16 protein-coding genes are annotated in these 16,886 nt (G+C 36.6%); 14 read left to right on the plus strand and 2 right to left on the minus strand.

Going from position 1 to position 16,886, the window contains the following annotated elements; translation table 11 throughout:
• Positions 1–183: 183 nt before the first annotated feature.
• A complete protein-coding gene (locus tag BGL89_RS16800) occupies positions 184–588 on the plus strand; it encodes a type II toxin-antitoxin system VapC family toxin (RefSeq protein ID WP_286826683.1) in 405 nt (134 codons plus the stop codon).
• Positions 589–738: 150 nt separating this feature from the next.
• Here the strand turns inward: BGL89_RS16800 and BGL89_RS16805 are convergent, their stop codons facing one another.
• Positions 739–2,061, minus strand: a complete 1,323-nt coding sequence (locus BGL89_RS16805; RefSeq protein WP_286826684.1) for a tetratricopeptide repeat protein — start codon at positions 2,059–2,061, stop codon at positions 739–741.
• The gene (locus BGL89_RS16810) at positions 2,054–3,556 is read right to left on the minus strand and encodes an ATP-binding protein (protein WP_286826685.1); all 1,503 of its coding nucleotides are present in this window, start codon (positions 3,554–3,556) and stop codon (positions 2,054–2,056) included. Before BGL89_RS16810 ends, BGL89_RS16805 begins: the two co-directional genes overlap by 8 nt.
• A gap of 301 nt (positions 3,557–3,857) precedes the next feature.
• Between BGL89_RS16810 and BGL89_RS16815 the strand changes: the two genes are divergently transcribed.
• From BGL89_RS16815 to BGL89_RS16875, 13 genes are all read left to right on the plus strand, one after another.
• On the plus strand, positions 3,858–4,943 hold the full coding sequence (locus BGL89_RS16815; RefSeq protein ID WP_286826687.1) for a hypothetical protein: 1,086 nt from the start codon (positions 3,858–3,860) through the stop codon (positions 4,941–4,943).
• Positions 4,944–5,264: 321 nt separating this feature from the next.
• A complete protein-coding gene (locus BGL89_RS16820; RefSeq protein WP_286826688.1) occupies positions 5,265–5,804 on the plus strand; it encodes a hypothetical protein in 540 nt (179 codons plus the stop codon).
• Positions 5,805–5,853: 49 nt separating this feature from the next.
• Positions 5,854–6,096 (plus strand): DUF4282 domain-containing protein, encoded by a 243-nt coding sequence (locus BGL89_RS16825; protein WP_286826690.1) that lies wholly within the window; start codon positions 5,854–5,856, stop codon positions 6,094–6,096.
• Positions 6,097–6,133: 37 nt separating this feature from the next.
• On the plus strand, positions 6,134–6,613 hold the full coding sequence (locus tag BGL89_RS16830) for a hypothetical protein (protein WP_286826692.1): 480 nt from the start codon (positions 6,134–6,136) through the stop codon (positions 6,611–6,613).
• 54 nt (positions 6,614–6,667) lie between these two features.
• A complete protein-coding gene (locus BGL89_RS16835; protein ID WP_149107277.1) occupies positions 6,668–7,030 on the plus strand; it encodes a hypothetical protein in 363 nt (120 codons plus the stop codon).
• Positions 7,031–7,055: 25 nt separating this feature from the next.
• The gene (locus BGL89_RS16840; RefSeq protein WP_286826693.1) at positions 7,056–7,505 is read left to right on the plus strand and encodes a hypothetical protein; all 450 of its coding nucleotides are present in this window, start codon (positions 7,056–7,058) and stop codon (positions 7,503–7,505) included.
• 5 nt (positions 7,506–7,510) lie between these two features.
• Complete coding sequence (locus BGL89_RS16845; RefSeq protein ID WP_286826695.1) at positions 7,511–10,381, plus strand: FtsK/SpoIIIE domain-containing protein; 2,871 nt, start codon at positions 7,511–7,513, stop codon at positions 10,379–10,381.
• Between the two features lie 14 nt (positions 10,382–10,395).
• The gene (locus BGL89_RS16850) at positions 10,396–10,662 is read left to right on the plus strand and encodes a hypothetical protein (protein ID WP_002741504.1); all 267 of its coding nucleotides are present in this window, start codon (positions 10,396–10,398) and stop codon (positions 10,660–10,662) included.
• Positions 10,655–10,900: a hypothetical protein gene (locus BGL89_RS16855; RefSeq protein WP_130757984.1), complete on the plus strand. Its 246-nt coding sequence runs from the start codon at positions 10,655–10,657 to the stop codon at positions 10,898–10,900. The genes BGL89_RS16850 and BGL89_RS16855 overlap by 8 nt, the downstream gene beginning before the upstream one ends.
• 5 nt (positions 10,901–10,905) lie before the next feature.
• Positions 10,906–11,907 carry a coiled-coil domain-containing protein gene (locus tag BGL89_RS16860; protein ID WP_286826696.1) on the plus strand — a complete coding sequence of 334 codons (1,002 nt, stop codon included), beginning with the start codon at positions 10,906–10,908 and terminating at the stop codon, positions 11,905–11,907.
• 23 nt (positions 11,908–11,930) lie between these two features.
• The gene (locus tag BGL89_RS16865) at positions 11,931–12,326 is read left to right on the plus strand and encodes a hypothetical protein (RefSeq protein ID WP_286826697.1); all 396 of its coding nucleotides are present in this window, start codon (positions 11,931–11,933) and stop codon (positions 12,324–12,326) included.
• A gap of 96 nt (positions 12,327–12,422) precedes the next feature.
• Positions 12,423–12,959, plus strand: coding sequence for a Mov34/MPN/PAD-1 family protein (locus BGL89_RS16870; protein ID WP_286826698.1), 537 nt, complete (start codon positions 12,423–12,425; stop codon positions 12,957–12,959).
• Between the two features lie 89 nt (positions 12,960–13,048).
• On the plus strand, positions 13,049–16,789 hold the full coding sequence (locus BGL89_RS16875) for a WD40 repeat domain-containing protein (RefSeq protein WP_286826699.1): 3,741 nt from the start codon (positions 13,049–13,051) through the stop codon (positions 16,787–16,789).
• Positions 16,790–16,886: the final 97 nt, after the last annotated feature.

Below are 16,886 nucleotides of genomic sequence, written 5' to 3' on the forward strand. Positions count from 1 at the left end.
CCCGGGTCGCGTCAACCCCATTCAGCGACCATTCTAAAAAGGTGGCGTGGTGAGGAATCGCCGTCCGTTTTACGGCGGCGAGGATGTCAAGGGAAATCCGACATCGGGCAATCGCAGCTGGATTGCAACTGCTCAATGAAGACGAGATAGAACAAGAAATTGCTGCACGTCGAGGGGGATGCAGTGAGTCATAAGAAAGCCTACATAGACTCTGGCGTACTCATTACTGCTTTCCAAGGCATCCAATCAGCCAGTATCAAAGCCTATCAAATTCTCAACGATGAAAATCGGCAGTTTGCCTCAAGTCGATTTGTTCAGTTAGAAGTATTGCCTAAAGCAACTTTTAACAAGCAACAAGAAGAAATAGAATTTTACGAAACATTTTTTCTGGCTGTTAATTACTGGGCAACTGACTTAGAAAAAATTATACAGAATGCTCATGAAATTGCTGGCACTTACGGTTTAGCGGCGATGGATGCACTTCATGTTGCTGCTGCGCTACAAATTCAAGCTGATGAACTAATCACCACCGAAAAGCAAACCAAACCAATGCACCTAGTCAGGGAAATTCAGATTGTTTCAATCTAGTGTGACCGCTGAAGGGGTGACAACGAGTTGCTTGTCATACTAAATCCAGTTATTAAAAACTGATTATGTATTCCCCCTTTTGCATGAGTGCATGAGTAGAAAACGGGTTTCTCCAAGAAACCCGTTTTCTGTGCGTTACTCAGTCTCAACTTAGTTGGGGTTTAACAACCTTTCTAGATTTTGTTCACAGTTCTCTTTATGTGAGAGAATATTTAATTGTTTAGAAAGATGTAAGGCTTTTTGCCAGTGATTAATAGCTGATTTAAGATCATGGGTTTTTTCTTCAAATTCAGCCAAAATAATTAAAGTCTCTAGCTCTATATATCGTTCTCCAATATCGAGGGCAATATCTAAAGCTTGCTTAAGATATTGATAGGCTAGATCATCCTTTCGAGTGATACTATAAATTTCTCCTAGTCCAGCGCAAGCATGGGCAACACCTGCTACATCTGAAATAGCTAAAGCTCTTTTCTTTTGTTGTTTAAAGTATTTTTCAGACTCCTCAAAATTTGCTTGTTGCCCATAAATTGAGGCTAAATTTCCCAAGGAGAAAATAATTCCTGCTTCATCGGTTAGTTGCTCAGATAAATTAAGACTTCTTTGAGTATAATATATAGCTTGATTCAAATCATTGATTCGCCGGTATGCTTCTCCTAAATTTCGTAAAGCCATTGCTTGATAAATAAGGTTTTTAATTTTTTCTGCCCATTTTAAGTATTTGTCTAAGCAAGCAATAGTCTGGTCAATTTTTCCCTGATAACCATAACAATTACCCAGATTTAAATAAGCAACATTAATAATCTCAAATTTTTCGTCACAATCGGGAAGAATATCGGCTAGATTTAAAACTTCATTCAGTCCTATTTCAGCGTTTAAATATTCACCTTTTATTCCATCAATTGTGGCTATGTTTACTTTTCCTCTTGCCTTCCAAAGAGTATTGTTTAATTGCTCGGCTAAAGATAACATTTTATCCGCATAATTTTTTGCTTGGTCTAATTGTCCTAATTCTCGATACATATAACCGAGTTCACTTAAACAGAGAAAATCAGTTTCAGCGTCAAAATTTCCTAATAATCCCTTACACAGTTTTATGGCATTTTCGTAGTGCCCCCAGATGCGTAATTGCTTGTGCAAGGGGAAAGAAGTTGGATCATGAATTTCTAAAGGTAAAGAAAACAAAGATTTAGCCTCTTTGTACCAACCTAATTGACATAGACAGAGAAATGCTTCCACATAACGACTTGCCCGTTCTTGAATAGAGAGCTTCTGTCCGATTTTATCATTAATATGGCGTTCATAACCAATTAAATGCCAGATAAATGCGCCAAAATGTGCTTTTTCAAAATGACTTCCTGTCGCCGCTAAAATTTCCCCTTTTTGTTTAACTTGAGCGAGTTCTCCAAAAACAGTAAAATCAATACTTTTGAAATGTTCTTTAACTCTTAATTGAGGAGATTTAAAATCATTCATGATTTGGGTTTCCTTCTTTTCTTTGGGTAGATACTAGCTTCTTGAAAGCAACATTGCGAATTAAACTATGCTGTTTGATATGTGGTTCATATCCCGGTTGTTTTTGAGTTTCTACTAAATAACGGTTAAACAAGGTAAAAAGAGCTAGGTCTAAATCTTGTTCCTCGTATTCTGAAAACAATTGAAGATTTTGAAACCACGCATTTTTAAGTTCAAAAGATGAATAAGTGGAACCATAGATAAGCAATAAATAAGCAGTTTCAAAAGTGTTTTCAAGTCGCTCTATTGTTCTTTCGATTTCCTCCTCTAACAGTTGTTTTCGTAAGTTTTTGGTCATTAAGTTAACTTTGTAATAATCATCAGCATTGGCTTTTTGAGCTTCATCAATCATTTCTCTTAATCGTCGAAATCGGGATTTATTTTCCTCATAATAAGTGCCGATATCTCCATTCAGTCTTTCAATAATATCACCGGAAATTAAGCGGAGAGCAAGAGGGTGTCCTTCATAAAGTTTTCCGATCTCTTTGAGGTAAGCAAGGTTACGTCCATGAAGAATTAATTCGACTTCTGCTTGTTGAAATAAACGGTCAAATAACTGTAAACTTTCCTGATCTTCTAATCCCATTAATGGCTGAATATGCCAATATTGATCTTGACTAAAAGTTTCAAAATCTTCAGGCTTATCCTGCGAAGTTATCACAATTCGAGTCTGACAATCTTCGGCTTCTAATATCTTTTGAAAAAACCCTCGCCAGAGGGGGTCTTTAAAGCGATTACTGCCATCTTGTTTTTCTCCTTGTAAAAGATTTTCCATTGAATCAAACCAAATCAATCGACGATTATTGCTCAGATGATTAACCAGTTGAGTTAATAATTGTTCTGGGTTTTTTGCTTGTCTTGCCGTAACAGGTTCATCGCCACGATTGAGTAAATCAATAGCTGTGCTGATAAAGTTTTGTGCTTCTGATTGCGACTGTTGATCCTCCGGTTGATTAAACCCATCAAAATCAATAGGCAGTTCAGGAGGAAAACCTTCTTGACACAAAGCTAAGGCCAATTTGTAGGTGAGGGCAGTTTTCCCAATACCTGTTATTCCTGTAATCACCACAATGCGACAATCGCCTCTTAGTTTTTCAAGTAAATCACTTTGAAGAGACTCTCGCCCCACCCAAATAGGCTCGATGTTTTGAGTCAGTTTTTGCAAAAGATTATCTAGGTCGGCGACTTTTGAAGGGTCAATATTCAAAGCTCGACAAAAGGCGAAAAAACCTTCCGATTGAATGTTTTTACCCCTCAAAAATCGATCTAAAGTCTCTGGTGAGCAGGAATTGGCATAGGAAAATCGGTAATCCAGATCTTCTACCCAGTCTATACGAGGTTGACAAAATTGACTAGCTTCCTTACATAAATGCTCTCTAGTCCAGCCTTCTTTTTGTTTTTGCGCCCATCGGGTTTTGACTTGCTCAAGTCCCGCTACGGAGAGTTTTAACTTCATTGCTCTCTATTCAATCTACATAAGTTTATTTCTCTATTATTGATCAATTATCCCCCGGAATTCTCATTTTTTGAAAAACTTTCTCTCAATCTGACTAAGTACATATCAGCTATTTGCTCAATTATAGGTATAGGAAGCCATTCAAGCTTTCTAATTCTTTCTAATTCCAGCTTCTTTAACTTTTTGCGCCCAAAAATCATCGTTTTGCTTGCTTCTCCCTAGAAAATCTAAGGATTTCTATGGCTTTACTCCCAATGAAGAGAGCCTCATTGCTCGTTGTCCTCTTCCTAAGGGTAGCAAAATGGCTATTTCTCAAATAATCAACCAAACCAATGGTAAACAGTTTACCTCATTATCATCTACATCGGTGCGGCTACTGTCGTCGGATGGAGTCGATGTCAATCACTTATTTAGTGGTCAAATACGCGAGCGTCACTATGAGCAACTTTCTTGTTGGCTTGATTTAAAACCAAACGAGGAAAAGGATTCAACGGCACAAACCTTTGAAACGCTAAAGACCACAAATTACACACAAAAAGATCCTCTATTCACTTTAAGGACTGTCCGAAGAATGTTACAGGATAACGGCTTTCTTTTTGTCTATGATATATCCCAAACCCCTAATATTGAGCAATCTGTGAAGAGCCTGTTTTCTTGTGCTGGATTTATTGTGTTAAGTGACATTGGCAACTGCTGGATTCTTCGCAAAAGAGCCTTACTTTGTTTTGATGTGCCAAAGGTCAAAGGTTATCTGGTCAAGGAAGCGGAAACACCGGCAGAAATAGAATCTTATTTCTTATTTCTCAAGAATCGCTATCCTGATTCGCAAAATTATTGCCGAGAAATCGACGATTTATTTACTCACCAATCGGTTATTTTTCTAGCCTATCCTGAACAAAATCCCTCTCAGGTAATCGGTGTTGCACGTTATACCTATGCTCTGGCTGAATATGGCTACTATTTGCCTTGTCAACTGGCCACATTTTGTGAAGGAAAACACACAGGAAAGCATTTGATGTTACCCAAAAATGTAACAAGCGTCGGCGAAAGTCTCTCTCTATATGATAAACAGGGAACTGGCAAAATAGGAACAAGTTATCTTGTTTATCAGCAATTGATTCGAGCTATCTTGACTTACAAACATGATATTGCTCACACTGAAATCTCATACACGACTTATCTAAAAGGGGACGAAACGATTGAAGCACTGTATAAAGAACGTTTTGGATTTAAGCACACTCTACACGATAATGAAAAAGTTTGCTTAAAATATGGAACGTTTGCTGGTCAATGGTATCTCATTGAACTGGAGCAGTCGATGATTAAGCATCAGTACCACAACGCTGACCAAATTTTTCATAAACACAAGGAAGCGTTTGCAGTGTGAAGTCTAGCTTAATAGGTTTCCGATAAATACTAGATTTTGGGAACTTAAGGTAAATTATCCTGAAAATTGGCTATATCCTTAAGTGTCCCGAAGTCGATCTCAGCTTTAGATGTCATATTCCTTACTCTATAAGGGTTTGAGGCTATTTTAAATTGATACCAGTTTGGGTAAATTCCCAAATTATTCTCAAGCTATACTGGCATACTAGATGCGGCCTGTTCAGCCGAAACTTAGAAATAAGGGGATGACTGGCTTTTGTCGAGTAACCGATAGGGTAGAGTTAGCACTTTACCTGAATTAATTGTATAGTTTTGGTTTGTCATGTATCAACAACAAGTTCAACTTTTGGGAAATCCTCTAACGCTTAAAGTCAGTAATCCAGATATTAATCAATCCTGTAATATTATTGGAATTGATAATAATGGAGAAGGGAAATCTTTATACGTCTATAATGTTGTAGCGGATGCGTTAGAATCTAATAAACGCAATATTGAAGACTTAATCAAAGAATATGAAAGACGGACAAATTTTGTCTTAAAAGCATTGATTATGTTATCTGATGCTGTAGTTTGGATTTTAGCCACTGTGATGAATATTGTTACCTCTATCTTCGGAGGAGTTGGTGGTGCTGGACTTTATGGCATCATTTTTGTCTTAATTATCCTTGCTTTGTTGGCAATGGCATGGATTTATGCTTTAATGGTAATTCTACCTCTTATGGCAATTTCTTATGGTACTAGACTGTGGTTAGAACAAGTTTCTAAAAAAGCCATAGAACAATTAAGCAGAGACGCAAGAGAGGTGGCGCGTAAATCTTTAAAAGGAACTCAAGCACCCTTACAATTACCAGAAGATAACTGATTATCTGCGCCATAACTTACCCTTTTGAATCACTAAATAGGAGAATAAAATGAACAATTCCTGGCAAGACTTTTTTACCTTTCGGAAAATGGTTAGTATTACCATTATCAAGTTTCTCTATATCTTAGGCTTGTTTCTGATTACCCTAGGAGGTTTAGGCGTACTATTTCAGCAACCCTTAGCAGGAATCGCTACTTTAATTATTGGTAATTTATACTGGCGAATTTTCTGTGAAGCATTGATTATTGTTTTTAGTATTCACCAAGAATTAGTCAAGCTTAACAGTAAGTAATGTTTTCATTAATTGACCATCTTGCGAATTAAAAATCATGAGAAAAATCAACTTTATCTTATCTATTTTTATCTTGAGTCAGCTAGGGTTTAGCTTACCAGTTAAAGCTCAATCTCGCTGTCAAGCAATCATTAATTCTATTGTCAATGAATTGAAAGCTAAAGGGGTTAGAAGGGTGATAGTAGAAAAAGGGACTGTAACTAATCAGGGGAATCCAACTAACAGAACTAATGAAATTAGTTTCGCATTAAGCCCTTATAATGAAAGCTATACATCTCTTGATACAAGAAGTGATAGGATTGTTTCAAACATTATGGCTTCTGGTGTTTTAATGAAAAGTTATGCAGATAGAATCGTATCTAATTGTCAAGATATTGCCGTTGTAATTTTCGGTGCTGATCAGTCAGATTGGTTAATAGACTTTGCTATTCAATCCAATGGCAAAACTCGCCCACGAGATTGTATTCCTTCTGGTAGTAATTTAACTGCTAATTGGAATCAGACGTATTGTCATTAAGCTTCTAAAACTCTTAATTAACCTCAAATATTTTTCATTAATTTAGCAAAAACTATGAAAATTACTCATTTATTTTTTCTCACCTATCTTGTCAGTCTAACCAGCTTAATCTTACCCGTAAATGCTCAAACATGGCATCGTCATCAAGAAAATAACTATCGTAATGTGGTAGCTATTGTTAAACCTCATCGGAGTGGATATTGTAACAACCATTTTATTCGACAAGATGGCCGTGTTTATGACGCAAGAAAGGGAACTCGTGGAAGTTATTTAATTGTTGATCAAGTCGTCTCATTAACAGGTGTTATTAACACCAATAATAGAGGTGATAAAATTTGGCAAGTTTTCTATCAACCCTCACGCACAACCATGTGGTTACATGACTGTGATTTATCTATTCCTCAACTCGTTGATTAATTAACAATAACCCAGAGGTTTAAACATGAAAACAATTCAAAATTCAATTCATCGTATGATTGCTAATAGAGAGCAAATTTGGCAACAATATGATCGGGCTGATTCTAATCGAAAAGACCTAAGTAAACGCTTTGCTAACTATTATAGTAATCCAAGTAAAGTCACGACTATTTCTTCTTTAACTTCTCAACAATTACCCCCTGCTGAAATTGAAGCTTGTCTAGATAAATTAGAAGAAACAGACCGTAAAATTAACCAAGAAAAGGCTAACATAGAAGACTTTAAAAATGATATAGAGTCTTTAAAAATTAAAGCCCGTAACCTAATCATTGGGCTAGGTGTAGGAGGGGCTTTCTTGTTGTTTACTTTGTTTATCTTTATTAAAGGTAACTCCTCTGATGACTCTAATTCTTCTCAACTGTATCAGTTAAATGCTCAAAAAAATGTTTTAAAATTATCTAAACAAGGAGAATAATATTTATGTTTTGGAAACAACAAATTGAAGGGTTAAACCAAAAAATTGAACAAAGTAGTCAACGCATAACCGACTATTTAAGCTTTTGTGCTTCTTTGTTCAATCATGGTAAATTAAACGGCGAACAATTACCTAATTATTTTGGAAAATTTCTCCAAGATAGCTATCTATCGACTCAATCCTATTTAGAACAGCAACCATTGGAAATAATAGGAAGTTGGCAAGATTCCCGTTGGCAAACTTGGAGCATTACCGATAAATTATCATCTTCATTAGAGCATACAGAATTAATTCGTATCGGTCAATTTGTTGAACAAAGACCAAGCAATAATACTTTTTGTGTTCCCGAATTTACTCCTTTTGTTGGTGGGAATAAAACTATTATTATTCGCTGTGGCAATAATACCCGTAATACGGGACTAGAATTACTGCAATCTCTTGTGATTCGTACTGCTATTTTACTTCCTTATCAAATACGTTACACTTTCTGCGATCCTGTTAATAATGGGGGTGCATTTTTAATGCGTCGTTCCCTTCCTGAAGCTTTAATTAGAGAAAATAGTGGCGAAGTTTATCGAGATTTATTAGAAGTAACTCAAGATATTCGTCGCGTCAAAGAAACCTATTTAGATCCTCAGTCTCCTGCCTTACATTTACTCCCCCCAGATATTCGAGTCAATGAAAGATTTGAAGGCATTTTTGTCGCAGATTTTCCTAAACGATATGACCGTAGAGATATTGAAGAATTACAAAAAATTGGTAATAGTGGACCCGAAGCAGGAAAATATGTATTTATTCACTATAATCAAGATATTGATCTGCCTAGAGATATTAATATGAGTGGATTTGAAAATGCCGTTTATATTGATCTCAACAAACAATTAAATACAGCAACATCTTGTCAACTTCAATTTCAACCGGATAGTATTCCTGCAGCAGATTTACAAAAACAATTACTTGATAAAGTTAAACAAGCTAAACCCCCCGAAAGAAAATTAGATTGGGATGATATAGTAGGCATTGATCCGCAAAATTGGTGGAATTATAGTAGTGAAGAATGGATAACCACACCTATCGGTGGAAGAGGAAGTTCTGATCAATTAAATATTTGGTTTGGTAAAGATAGCGAAGGTCATCAATGCGCTCATGGTATGCTAGGAGCAATGACTGGATCAGGAAAATCTACCCTGTATCATGGGCTTATTTTAGGCTTGGCAACTCGTTATAATCCCTCAGAATTAAGATTCTATCTCATCGATGGCAAATATGGCGTAGAATTAGCCCCCTATCGCAATTTGCCCCATACCGAAGTAGTTTCCTTACATTCCTCCCCTGAATTATCCCGTAGTGTTTTAACTGAATTAATCGCCGAAAAAGAACGACGTAACGCCTTATTTAAAAGATTAGGAGTGTCAGAATTGGCAGGTTATCGCCGCCTAGGACAACCAGAGGGCAAAATGCCCCGTATTCTTCTAATTATTGATGAATATCAGGAGTTATTTTTTAACGACAAAGATGATACTGCTTCAAGTCAACTGCTGATTTTAGCCCAACAGGGGCGAAGTGCGGGTATTCATATGTTACTCGCTTCCCAAAGGTTTGGGGCTGAGGGAATGCGGAATCAAACGGGAATTTTGGGTAATATTCACCTGAGAATGGGGATGCAGATGTCAAAAACAGAAATTCAAGCCTTAACAGAATTTGGGAAACGAGGAAAACAATTATTAATGACCTGTGATTTGCCGGGGAAAATTGTTATTAATGACCGTAGTGGCGATGATAACTCTAATTATTTTGGGAAAGTGGCATTTATCGAAAAATCTCGCCGAGATATGATCATTAACGCTTTATCTCAAAAAGCTCATCAACTTTCCCCAGAAGATTACACAGAAGCAGTGGTTTTTGATGGAGATTCTCAGCCTAATTTAGCAGATAATCCTCAATTACGTCATATTTTAGATTACGGTAAATGGTTGTCCCCTACTGAATGGGAAAATATTGCGAGAATGCCTTTTTATAAAGGAGGATTAGGCATTTCTGACTGGTTTAGTGCAGAAAACCCTCTCTTAACATGGCTAGGGCAAGAATTCAGTGTGAGGCAACAAGCAAGGCTGATATTACGCCGTCGCCCCAGTGAAAACGTTATAGTTATCGGTGGAGACTATAATACAGCCCGTTATGGAATTCTATCGGCTATTTTGACCAGTCTTGCCATTAATGGCAATCTTCAACAAACTCGTTTTGTTGTGGTAGATCGCAGTGTACCTGGTACACAATGGCATTTAGCATTGGAAGAAGTATGTCAGATTGTTCTAAAACCTTTGGGCTTTACGACGGCATTTAACCGAGAAAATCGAATTATTACGGCAATTTTGAACAATTTAATTGTTCAACTTGACGAAAGAAACCAACTCAGTGAAGCAGACTTGATGACTCAACCTTCTATTTTTGTCATCATGACAGAATTAGATAGAGTAGATGATTTAAGACGGAGTAATGAGCAGTCTTACAGCCCAGAAAGTCACTTAACTACTCAAATTAAGCGATTATTGAAAGAAGGACCCACTAAAGGTATTCATCTCATCCTCAGTTTTTCAGGGATCAAAGCTTTCTCTAATGTCCTTGATATTCGGCGAAGTTTAGCTTATTTTCGCCATAGAGTCGCCTTACAGATGTCAGAAGATGATTCTTTTACCTTTGTTAGTGATCGCCAAGCTTCACGCTTACAAGCCGATGGAGATGTTCCCATTAAAGCCCTTTATCGGGATACGGATAGCGATCGCACTACTCTTTTTAAACCTTATAGTACGGAATCTACCCCCGAATTTAAGCAACAACTAGAGAAAATTGCCAATAGTTTGATCAAAAGAGCTTAAAGCTTAATTTAACAATGGATGACTCATTTTTACAACTCAAACACTTTCAACAGACCCTCGAACAATTCCATGATCGCGTTCAATCGGCGTGGCGAGAAGTGGAAACCACCTATGAGGATCTTTCCCCCCATTGGCAAGACCAAAAACGACAAAAACATGATGAAATGTGGCTTGATTTGCAAGAAAAGACTAATAATTATTATAGTCGCCAAATTCCCACCTATAATGATTTTTTAAACCATAAATTACAAGTATTAGAGAGGTATTTAAACGGTGGATAATTCCCGAAAAACAGCCCTTTTAGCCTATCAAACTGCACTCAACCAATATTATCTGATTTTAAGTGAAGAATTGGAATTTCTCGATACGGCATGGCGATCGCTTGATGAAGTTTTTCAAGGATCAGCCGCCGAAGAATTTACAGGTTTTTGGACAAGAACCTTAGCAGAAATGGAAGATTCAAGGCTAGAAGTTCAGAAAATCCTCAATTTTCTCCAAGAAATCCCCGATAAATCTTAATCATTATGACTATTCAAGATCCGCGTATTCTCATTACCCTTCTCAATGACTTAATTGAAGAACTTAGATACTGGAAAATAACCACCCGTGATACCCTAGATCAAATGTCGTGGCATCAAAGACAAAGCGAAGAAAAAGTCAGTCAAGCCCTGTATCATGCTTCAATTATTCAAGATCAGGCTAAAAATGATCAAAAATTAGTTGATCAAGCTAATGATGAAGTTACTAAATTGTTATCTAATTGTTATCAAGTCTTAGAAAAAGCTCAACAAAATTTGACAGCAGCTCAAAATACCCAAAATCAGGCGCAATCAACCTTAAATCATTGGCAAACTCAGCTAAATCTTGCGTTAGCTTGGTTAGAAAGGGCAGAAGCCCGATTACAAAGTGCCATAAACGAAAGACAGCAAGCAGAATTTACTTTACGCAGTGCAGAATCTGAATTACAAAGCGCACAATCCGCCCTCACCAGTTGCCAAAATTCAGGCTATACTGACAAAGATGGACGATATCATGCGCCCAATTGTTCTGGTCAGCAAGCTAAGGTTAGTCAAGCCCAAAATGCGGTTCAAGCTGCAGTCCAACGCTTAAATAAAGCCATTGAAGAAGAAAAAGCAGCAAGGGAAGAAGTCGCACGAGCGCAAGCTAGGGTTAATTGTTGTCGAAATGCCATCGGATATGCTCAAACAGCCGTCTATCAGGCGAATATTACTTTAAATTATGCCCATAATGCCCTGAGTTTTGCCGAACGCAGTTTAGAAAATGCGGATGCCGCTAGACGGGAAGTTAATAGAGCGCAATTAGAGGCAAGCAATGAGCAAGAAATGGCAGATTTAATGTCTTTAGCCGTAAATAATGCTTACAATTTCACCGAAGAAGCCCGAAATGATTTCAAAGGAGCGGAAAAGCAAGGAAACTCCGCTCAATGTTTAGAAATTGGGGTAACAAGAGAAATAGAATATCGAGTAGAAAGTCTGATTGAATTCAACCGTCCCTTTCAATTTTAGTGATTTTTGGAGGATAAAAAACGATGGAAGATATTGTCTGGAAGATGCAGCAGCGATCACGCAGCGTGCAAGACTATCGTAAAGATATTCGAGGCCTATGGCAAGATGAGGCTGCCAAAACCCTTAACCGTCGTTATCTTGACCCCCATGAAGACGACGATCAGAAAATGATAGAATTTTTGCAAAAACAGGTACAAGGCTTAGAAAAAACCAATAAGGAGTTGGTTAAAGCCAAAGATTATGCTTTAGAGGCTGAACGCTATTCCCAACAAGTTGAACATTTCTTAGAACGAGAAAAACAAGAAGTTAAACAAGCTTATCATTCTTATGATCGATCTATCGAATATTACGGCTTAACTCAGGCAGAATTACCTAATATTCACAGATTAATTCAACAAGCCAATCGCAGTTGTAACTAAAAATATATTTATATTACGAAATTTTCTTGAAATGAATGTCCAATCAATATCTATCTTAGACAAGAAAAAAGATGAATAACTAAGAGAATAAAAACAATGTCAAGTTACCAGAATATCAAAACTATTTTTTCCCAGAAATCATTTTTAGCTATTGCGGCTGAAACCTATGAAAGCTATAAAACAGAAACAGGTGGCATTTTTTTAGGAATTAGAACTCCTAATAAATGGTATATTTTAGAAACCTTAGACTCGGGGCTAAATCCTATCTTTCGTCCCGGCTATTTTGAGTATGATAATGCTTATATCAAACACCTGTCTAACAAAATTGCCAGATTTTATCGAGAACCCATAGAAGTTCTTGGACTATGGCATAGACATCCGGGTAGTTTTGATTACTTTTCCTTAACTGATGATACAATTAATAAAAAATATGCTTCTCAACATTCTGAGGGAGCTATTTCTGCCTTAGTTAATTTTGATCCATTTTTTCGATTGACTATGTATCATGTTTCTCTCCCTTCTCAATCTGATTTACGACCCCAATATACTAAGCTTTCTATACAAATTGGAGATCAATTAATCCCCAAAAATTTGCTGACTATTAAATCTTTATCCGATTATTTGTCAATCTAGTTCCATAAGTATTAACTTTTTTAACACTTAACTTAATTGACGGTGAATAGATTATCAAGCTATAATCCTAAAAAGTGAAATTTCAGACTATGCCCAATCTCAATACCAGTCCTACCGTCAAAAAAAGAATTTTGCTCTTCTTAGAAAGACTATTAACTCATGTTAATAAGGAATCACGAGATCACAAGTATTGGTCAAATCAACTATCCGTCAGGTGGCTCGAAGAAGGTGTATCACATCCTAAGCTAATTGTCAACACAACTTTAAGAATATTAACAGATTTTTGTCAGGGAATTACTAAGCAAAAGTTAGGGGCTACCATTACTGTTGAACAGATGAGAAATGACCTTAAGGTTTTACAAGAATGGAAAATACTAATAGATAATAGAGTCAAAACTAAAGGCACGGCAAATTTGCACTTTACCCTAAATCTTTGGCATTCATCGACAGAAGAAAATTTGAAAAAATTTGAGGAAGAATGGGATAAGCGTAAATCTCCTGGTCCTCAAAACTCATCAATTAAAACAGAAATAAATTATGATAATTTCGGATTGATTCCTGATATTTCTCAGATTTATGGTAGAGAGAAAGAACTGGTATTATTAAAACAAAAGTTTTTTCAAAATAGTCCCCCGTGTAAAATTATCGGAATTTTAGGAATAGCAGGAATCGGAAAAACATCTCTTGTCTGTAAACTGATTGAGCAAATTCAAGAGGAATTTCACCATGTTATCTATTGGTCTTTTTTGAATCCCCCTTTATCCCTAAAATTTATTGAAAATACAAGCAATATTATTTCCCAAAATATCAGTTTTAAGACAGAAGATAAATTTAAAATAAAACTGGTAAAATTGATCAAGATACTAGCCAAATATCGTTGTTTATTATTTTTAGATAATATTGATGCCATTATTGAGCATGAAAACTATGGAGAATATAGGGAAATTTTACAAGCAATTGGTCAGTCAAAGCACAACAGCTGTTTAATTATAACCAGTCGAAAAATTCCTCAAGAACTTGAATCGTTAGCAGGAAATAAGACTTCAACCTATTTCCTGGAGTTACAGGGACTTGACTATCAAACTGGAAAGCAAATTTTTGGAGATATTGACACCTTTCATGGTACAGAGGATGAATGGCAATTTTTAATTCAACAAGTCTGTCATGGCAATCCTTTATTTATCAAATCTATCGCTCTTCATATTCAACAGGTTAATCATAATAACCTCTCGGATTTTTTAGAAAAAGGTAATCTTCTTATAAAAGATATTGAGTTTATTTTTAATTCTTACTTTCAGCAACTATCTGATTTAGAAAAAGCGATTCTTTTTGAGTTAGCGATTAATCGAAATCCAGTTTCTTTGTCAGAACTAAAACACAATATTATCATTGAACCTGACGGTAAAAATATTCAAGAAGGAATTAGAACATTATCTACCAAAATTCTCTTAGATAAAGAAGATGACTACTTTACACTACATCCTTTATTGATTGAATATTTCACTCAAAAAATTATTACCATAGCAACAGAAGAAATCAAAACTCAAAATTTCCAATTATTAAGAAGTAACTCCCTGACTAAAACTACTGTTCCAGATTATGTAAGAAAGATTCAAATTAATGTTATTTTACACCCAATAATTAAGAACTTAATCCATAATTTTCAAGAAAATAATGTGGAAAGCCAACTAATTGAGTGTTTAAAGACATTAAAACATGAACCTTCTGGACAAATTGGTTGCATTACTGGCAATATTATTAACTTACTTAATATACTGAAAAAAGGTAATTTAAGAGACTACGATTTTTCCCATATCCCTATTCGACAAGTCGATTTCTCAAACATTAGACTCAACCAAGTAGATTTTTCATATTCACAGTTCTCTGATTGTATTTTTCCTCAAACCTGTGGCAGTATTTTATCAATTTCTTGTAGTCAGTTTGATCGCTATCTTCAAAGAGAATATCTTTTAGCAACTGGTGACAGTCATGGGATGATTTACCTCTGGAAAGTCAAACAAGACGGAAAATTAGAATTAAACAAAAGTTTTCCTGCTCACGGAAGCTGGGTGTGGTCAGTAGCATTAAATTCCGAGGGACAGTTACTAGCAAGTGGGGGACAAGACGGAATTGTAAAAATTTGGTCTATTATAACAGATATATCTATAAATTGTCACTCTTTGCCCGATCCTTCTCAAAAACATCATGCTCCTATTAGATCAGTTACTTTTAGTGCTGATAGTAAGTTTTTAGCGACAGGAAGTGAGGACAAAACCATCAAAATATGGTCAGTTGAAACCGGAGAATGTCTCCACACCCTTGAAGGACATCAAGAACGAGTAGGTGGTGTTACTTTTAGTCCAAATGGTCAACTTTTAGCCAGTGGGAGTGCTGATAAAACCATCAAAATATGGTCAGTTGACACAGGAGAATGTCTCCATACTCTTACAGGACACCAAGATTGGGTTTGGCAAGTTGCCTTTAGTTCCGATGGTCAACTTCTAGCCAGTGGTAGTGGGGATAAAACCATTAAAATATGGTCTATTATAGAAGGAAAATATCAAAATATTGCTACTTTAGAAGGACATGAAAACTGGATCTGGTCAATTGCTTTTAGTCCGGACGGTCAATATATAGCCAGTGGGAGTGAAGATTTTACCCTGCGATTATGGTCAGTTAAAACCAGAAAATGTCTTCAGTGTTTTAGGGGATATGGCAATCGGTTATCATCAATTACTTTCAGTCCCGATAGTCAATATATCTTGAGTGGTTCTATAGATCGTTCGATCCGATTATGGTCTATCAAAAACCATAAATGTCTTCAACAGATTAATGGTCATACTGACTGGATCTGTTCAGTAGCTTTTAGTCCCGATGGAAAAACATTGATAAGTGGAAGTGGAGATCAAACGATTAGATTATGGTCAGGGGAAAGTGGCGAGGTGATTAAAATTTTACAAGAAAAAGATTATTGGGTTTTATTATATCAAATTGCGGTTAGTCCGAATGGTCAATTGATTGCTAGTACCAGTCACGATAACACCATTAAACTTTGGGATATCAAAACAGATGAAAAGTACACTTTTTCCCCAGAACATCAAAAGCGAGTGTGGGCGATCGCTTTTAGTCCCAATAGTCAAATATTGGTGAGTGGTAGTGGAGATAATTCTGTTAAGCTTTGGTCAGTTCCGAGAGGATTTTGTCTGAAAACTTTTGAGGAACATCAGGCCTGGGTATTATCAGTCGCTTTTAGTCCTGACGGAAGATTAATAGCAACTGGTAGTGAAGATCGAACTATTAAACTCTGGTCTATTGAAGATGATATGACTCAATCTTTGCGGACTTTTACAGGTCATCAAGGAAGAATCTGGTCTGTTGTCTTTAGCTCTGACAGTCAACTATTAGCCAGCTCAAGTGATGATCAAACGGTCAAACTTTGGCAAGTCAAAGATGGTAGATTAATTAATAGTTTTGAAGGTCATAAGTCTTGGGTATGGTCAGTGGCCTTTAGTCCCGATGGGAAGTTACTAGCAAGTGGGGGGGATGACGCAACAATCCGAATTTGGGATGTTGAAACAGGTCAACTTCATCAACTCCTGTGTGGACATACTAAAAGTGTGAGGTCAGTGTGTTTTAGTCCCAACGGTAAGACATTGGCCAGCGCAAGTGAAGACGAGACGATTAAACTTTGGAACCTGAAAACAGGAAAATGTCAGAATACTTTACGCTCTCCCAGACTTTATGAACAAACAAATATTACAGGAGTAGAAGGGTTGAATTATGAAACGAGCAACACAATGAAAATTTTAGGAGCTTTTCTGTCACGTTGAAAAGAAGATTTGACATCCTCGCCGCCGTAAAACGGACGGCGATTCCTCACCACGCCACTTTTTTAGGGTGGTCGCTGAACGGGGTTGACGCTTCACC

It is taken from the genome of Microcystis sp. LSC13-02, assembly GCA_002282935.1.
GTDB lineage: Bacteria > Cyanobacteriota > Cyanobacteriia > Cyanobacteriales > Microcystaceae > Microcystis.

Coding starts and splice junctions, on each gene's coding strand:
- BGL89_RS16805 (WP_286826684.1), bottom strand. CDS start 2,061: ATGAATGATTTTAAATCTCCTCAATTAAGAGTTAAAGAACATTTCAAA.
- BGL89_RS16810 (WP_286826685.1), bottom strand. CDS start 3,556: ATGAAGTTAAAACTCTCCGTAGCGGGACTTGAGCAAGTCAAAACCCGA.
- BGL89_RS16815 (WP_286826687.1), top strand. CDS start 3,858: ATGGCTATTTCTCAAATAATCAACCAAACCAATGGTAAACAGTTTACC.
- BGL89_RS16820 (WP_286826688.1), top strand. CDS start 5,265: ATGTATCAACAACAAGTTCAACTTTTGGGAAATCCTCTAACGCTTAAA.
- BGL89_RS16825 (WP_286826690.1), top strand. CDS start 5,854: ATGAACAATTCCTGGCAAGACTTTTTTACCTTTCGGAAAATGGTTAGT.
- BGL89_RS16830 (WP_286826692.1), top strand. CDS start 6,134: ATGAGAAAAATCAACTTTATCTTATCTATTTTTATCTTGAGTCAGCTA.
- BGL89_RS16835 (WP_149107277.1), top strand. CDS start 6,668: ATGAAAATTACTCATTTATTTTTTCTCACCTATCTTGTCAGTCTAACC.
- BGL89_RS16840 (WP_286826693.1), top strand. CDS start 7,056: ATGAAAACAATTCAAAATTCAATTCATCGTATGATTGCTAATAGAGAG.
- BGL89_RS16845 (WP_286826695.1), top strand. CDS start 7,511: ATGTTTTGGAAACAACAAATTGAAGGGTTAAACCAAAAAATTGAACAA.
- BGL89_RS16850 (WP_002741504.1), top strand. CDS start 10,396: ATGGATGACTCATTTTTACAACTCAAACACTTTCAACAGACCCTCGAA.
- BGL89_RS16860 (WP_286826696.1), top strand. CDS start 10,906: ATGACTATTCAAGATCCGCGTATTCTCATTACCCTTCTCAATGACTTA.
- BGL89_RS16865 (WP_286826697.1), top strand. CDS start 11,931: ATGGAAGATATTGTCTGGAAGATGCAGCAGCGATCACGCAGCGTGCAA.
- BGL89_RS16870 (WP_286826698.1), top strand. CDS start 12,423: ATGTCAAGTTACCAGAATATCAAAACTATTTTTTCCCAGAAATCATTT.
- BGL89_RS16875 (WP_286826699.1), top strand. CDS start 13,049: ATGCCCAATCTCAATACCAGTCCTACCGTCAAAAAAAGAATTTTGCTC.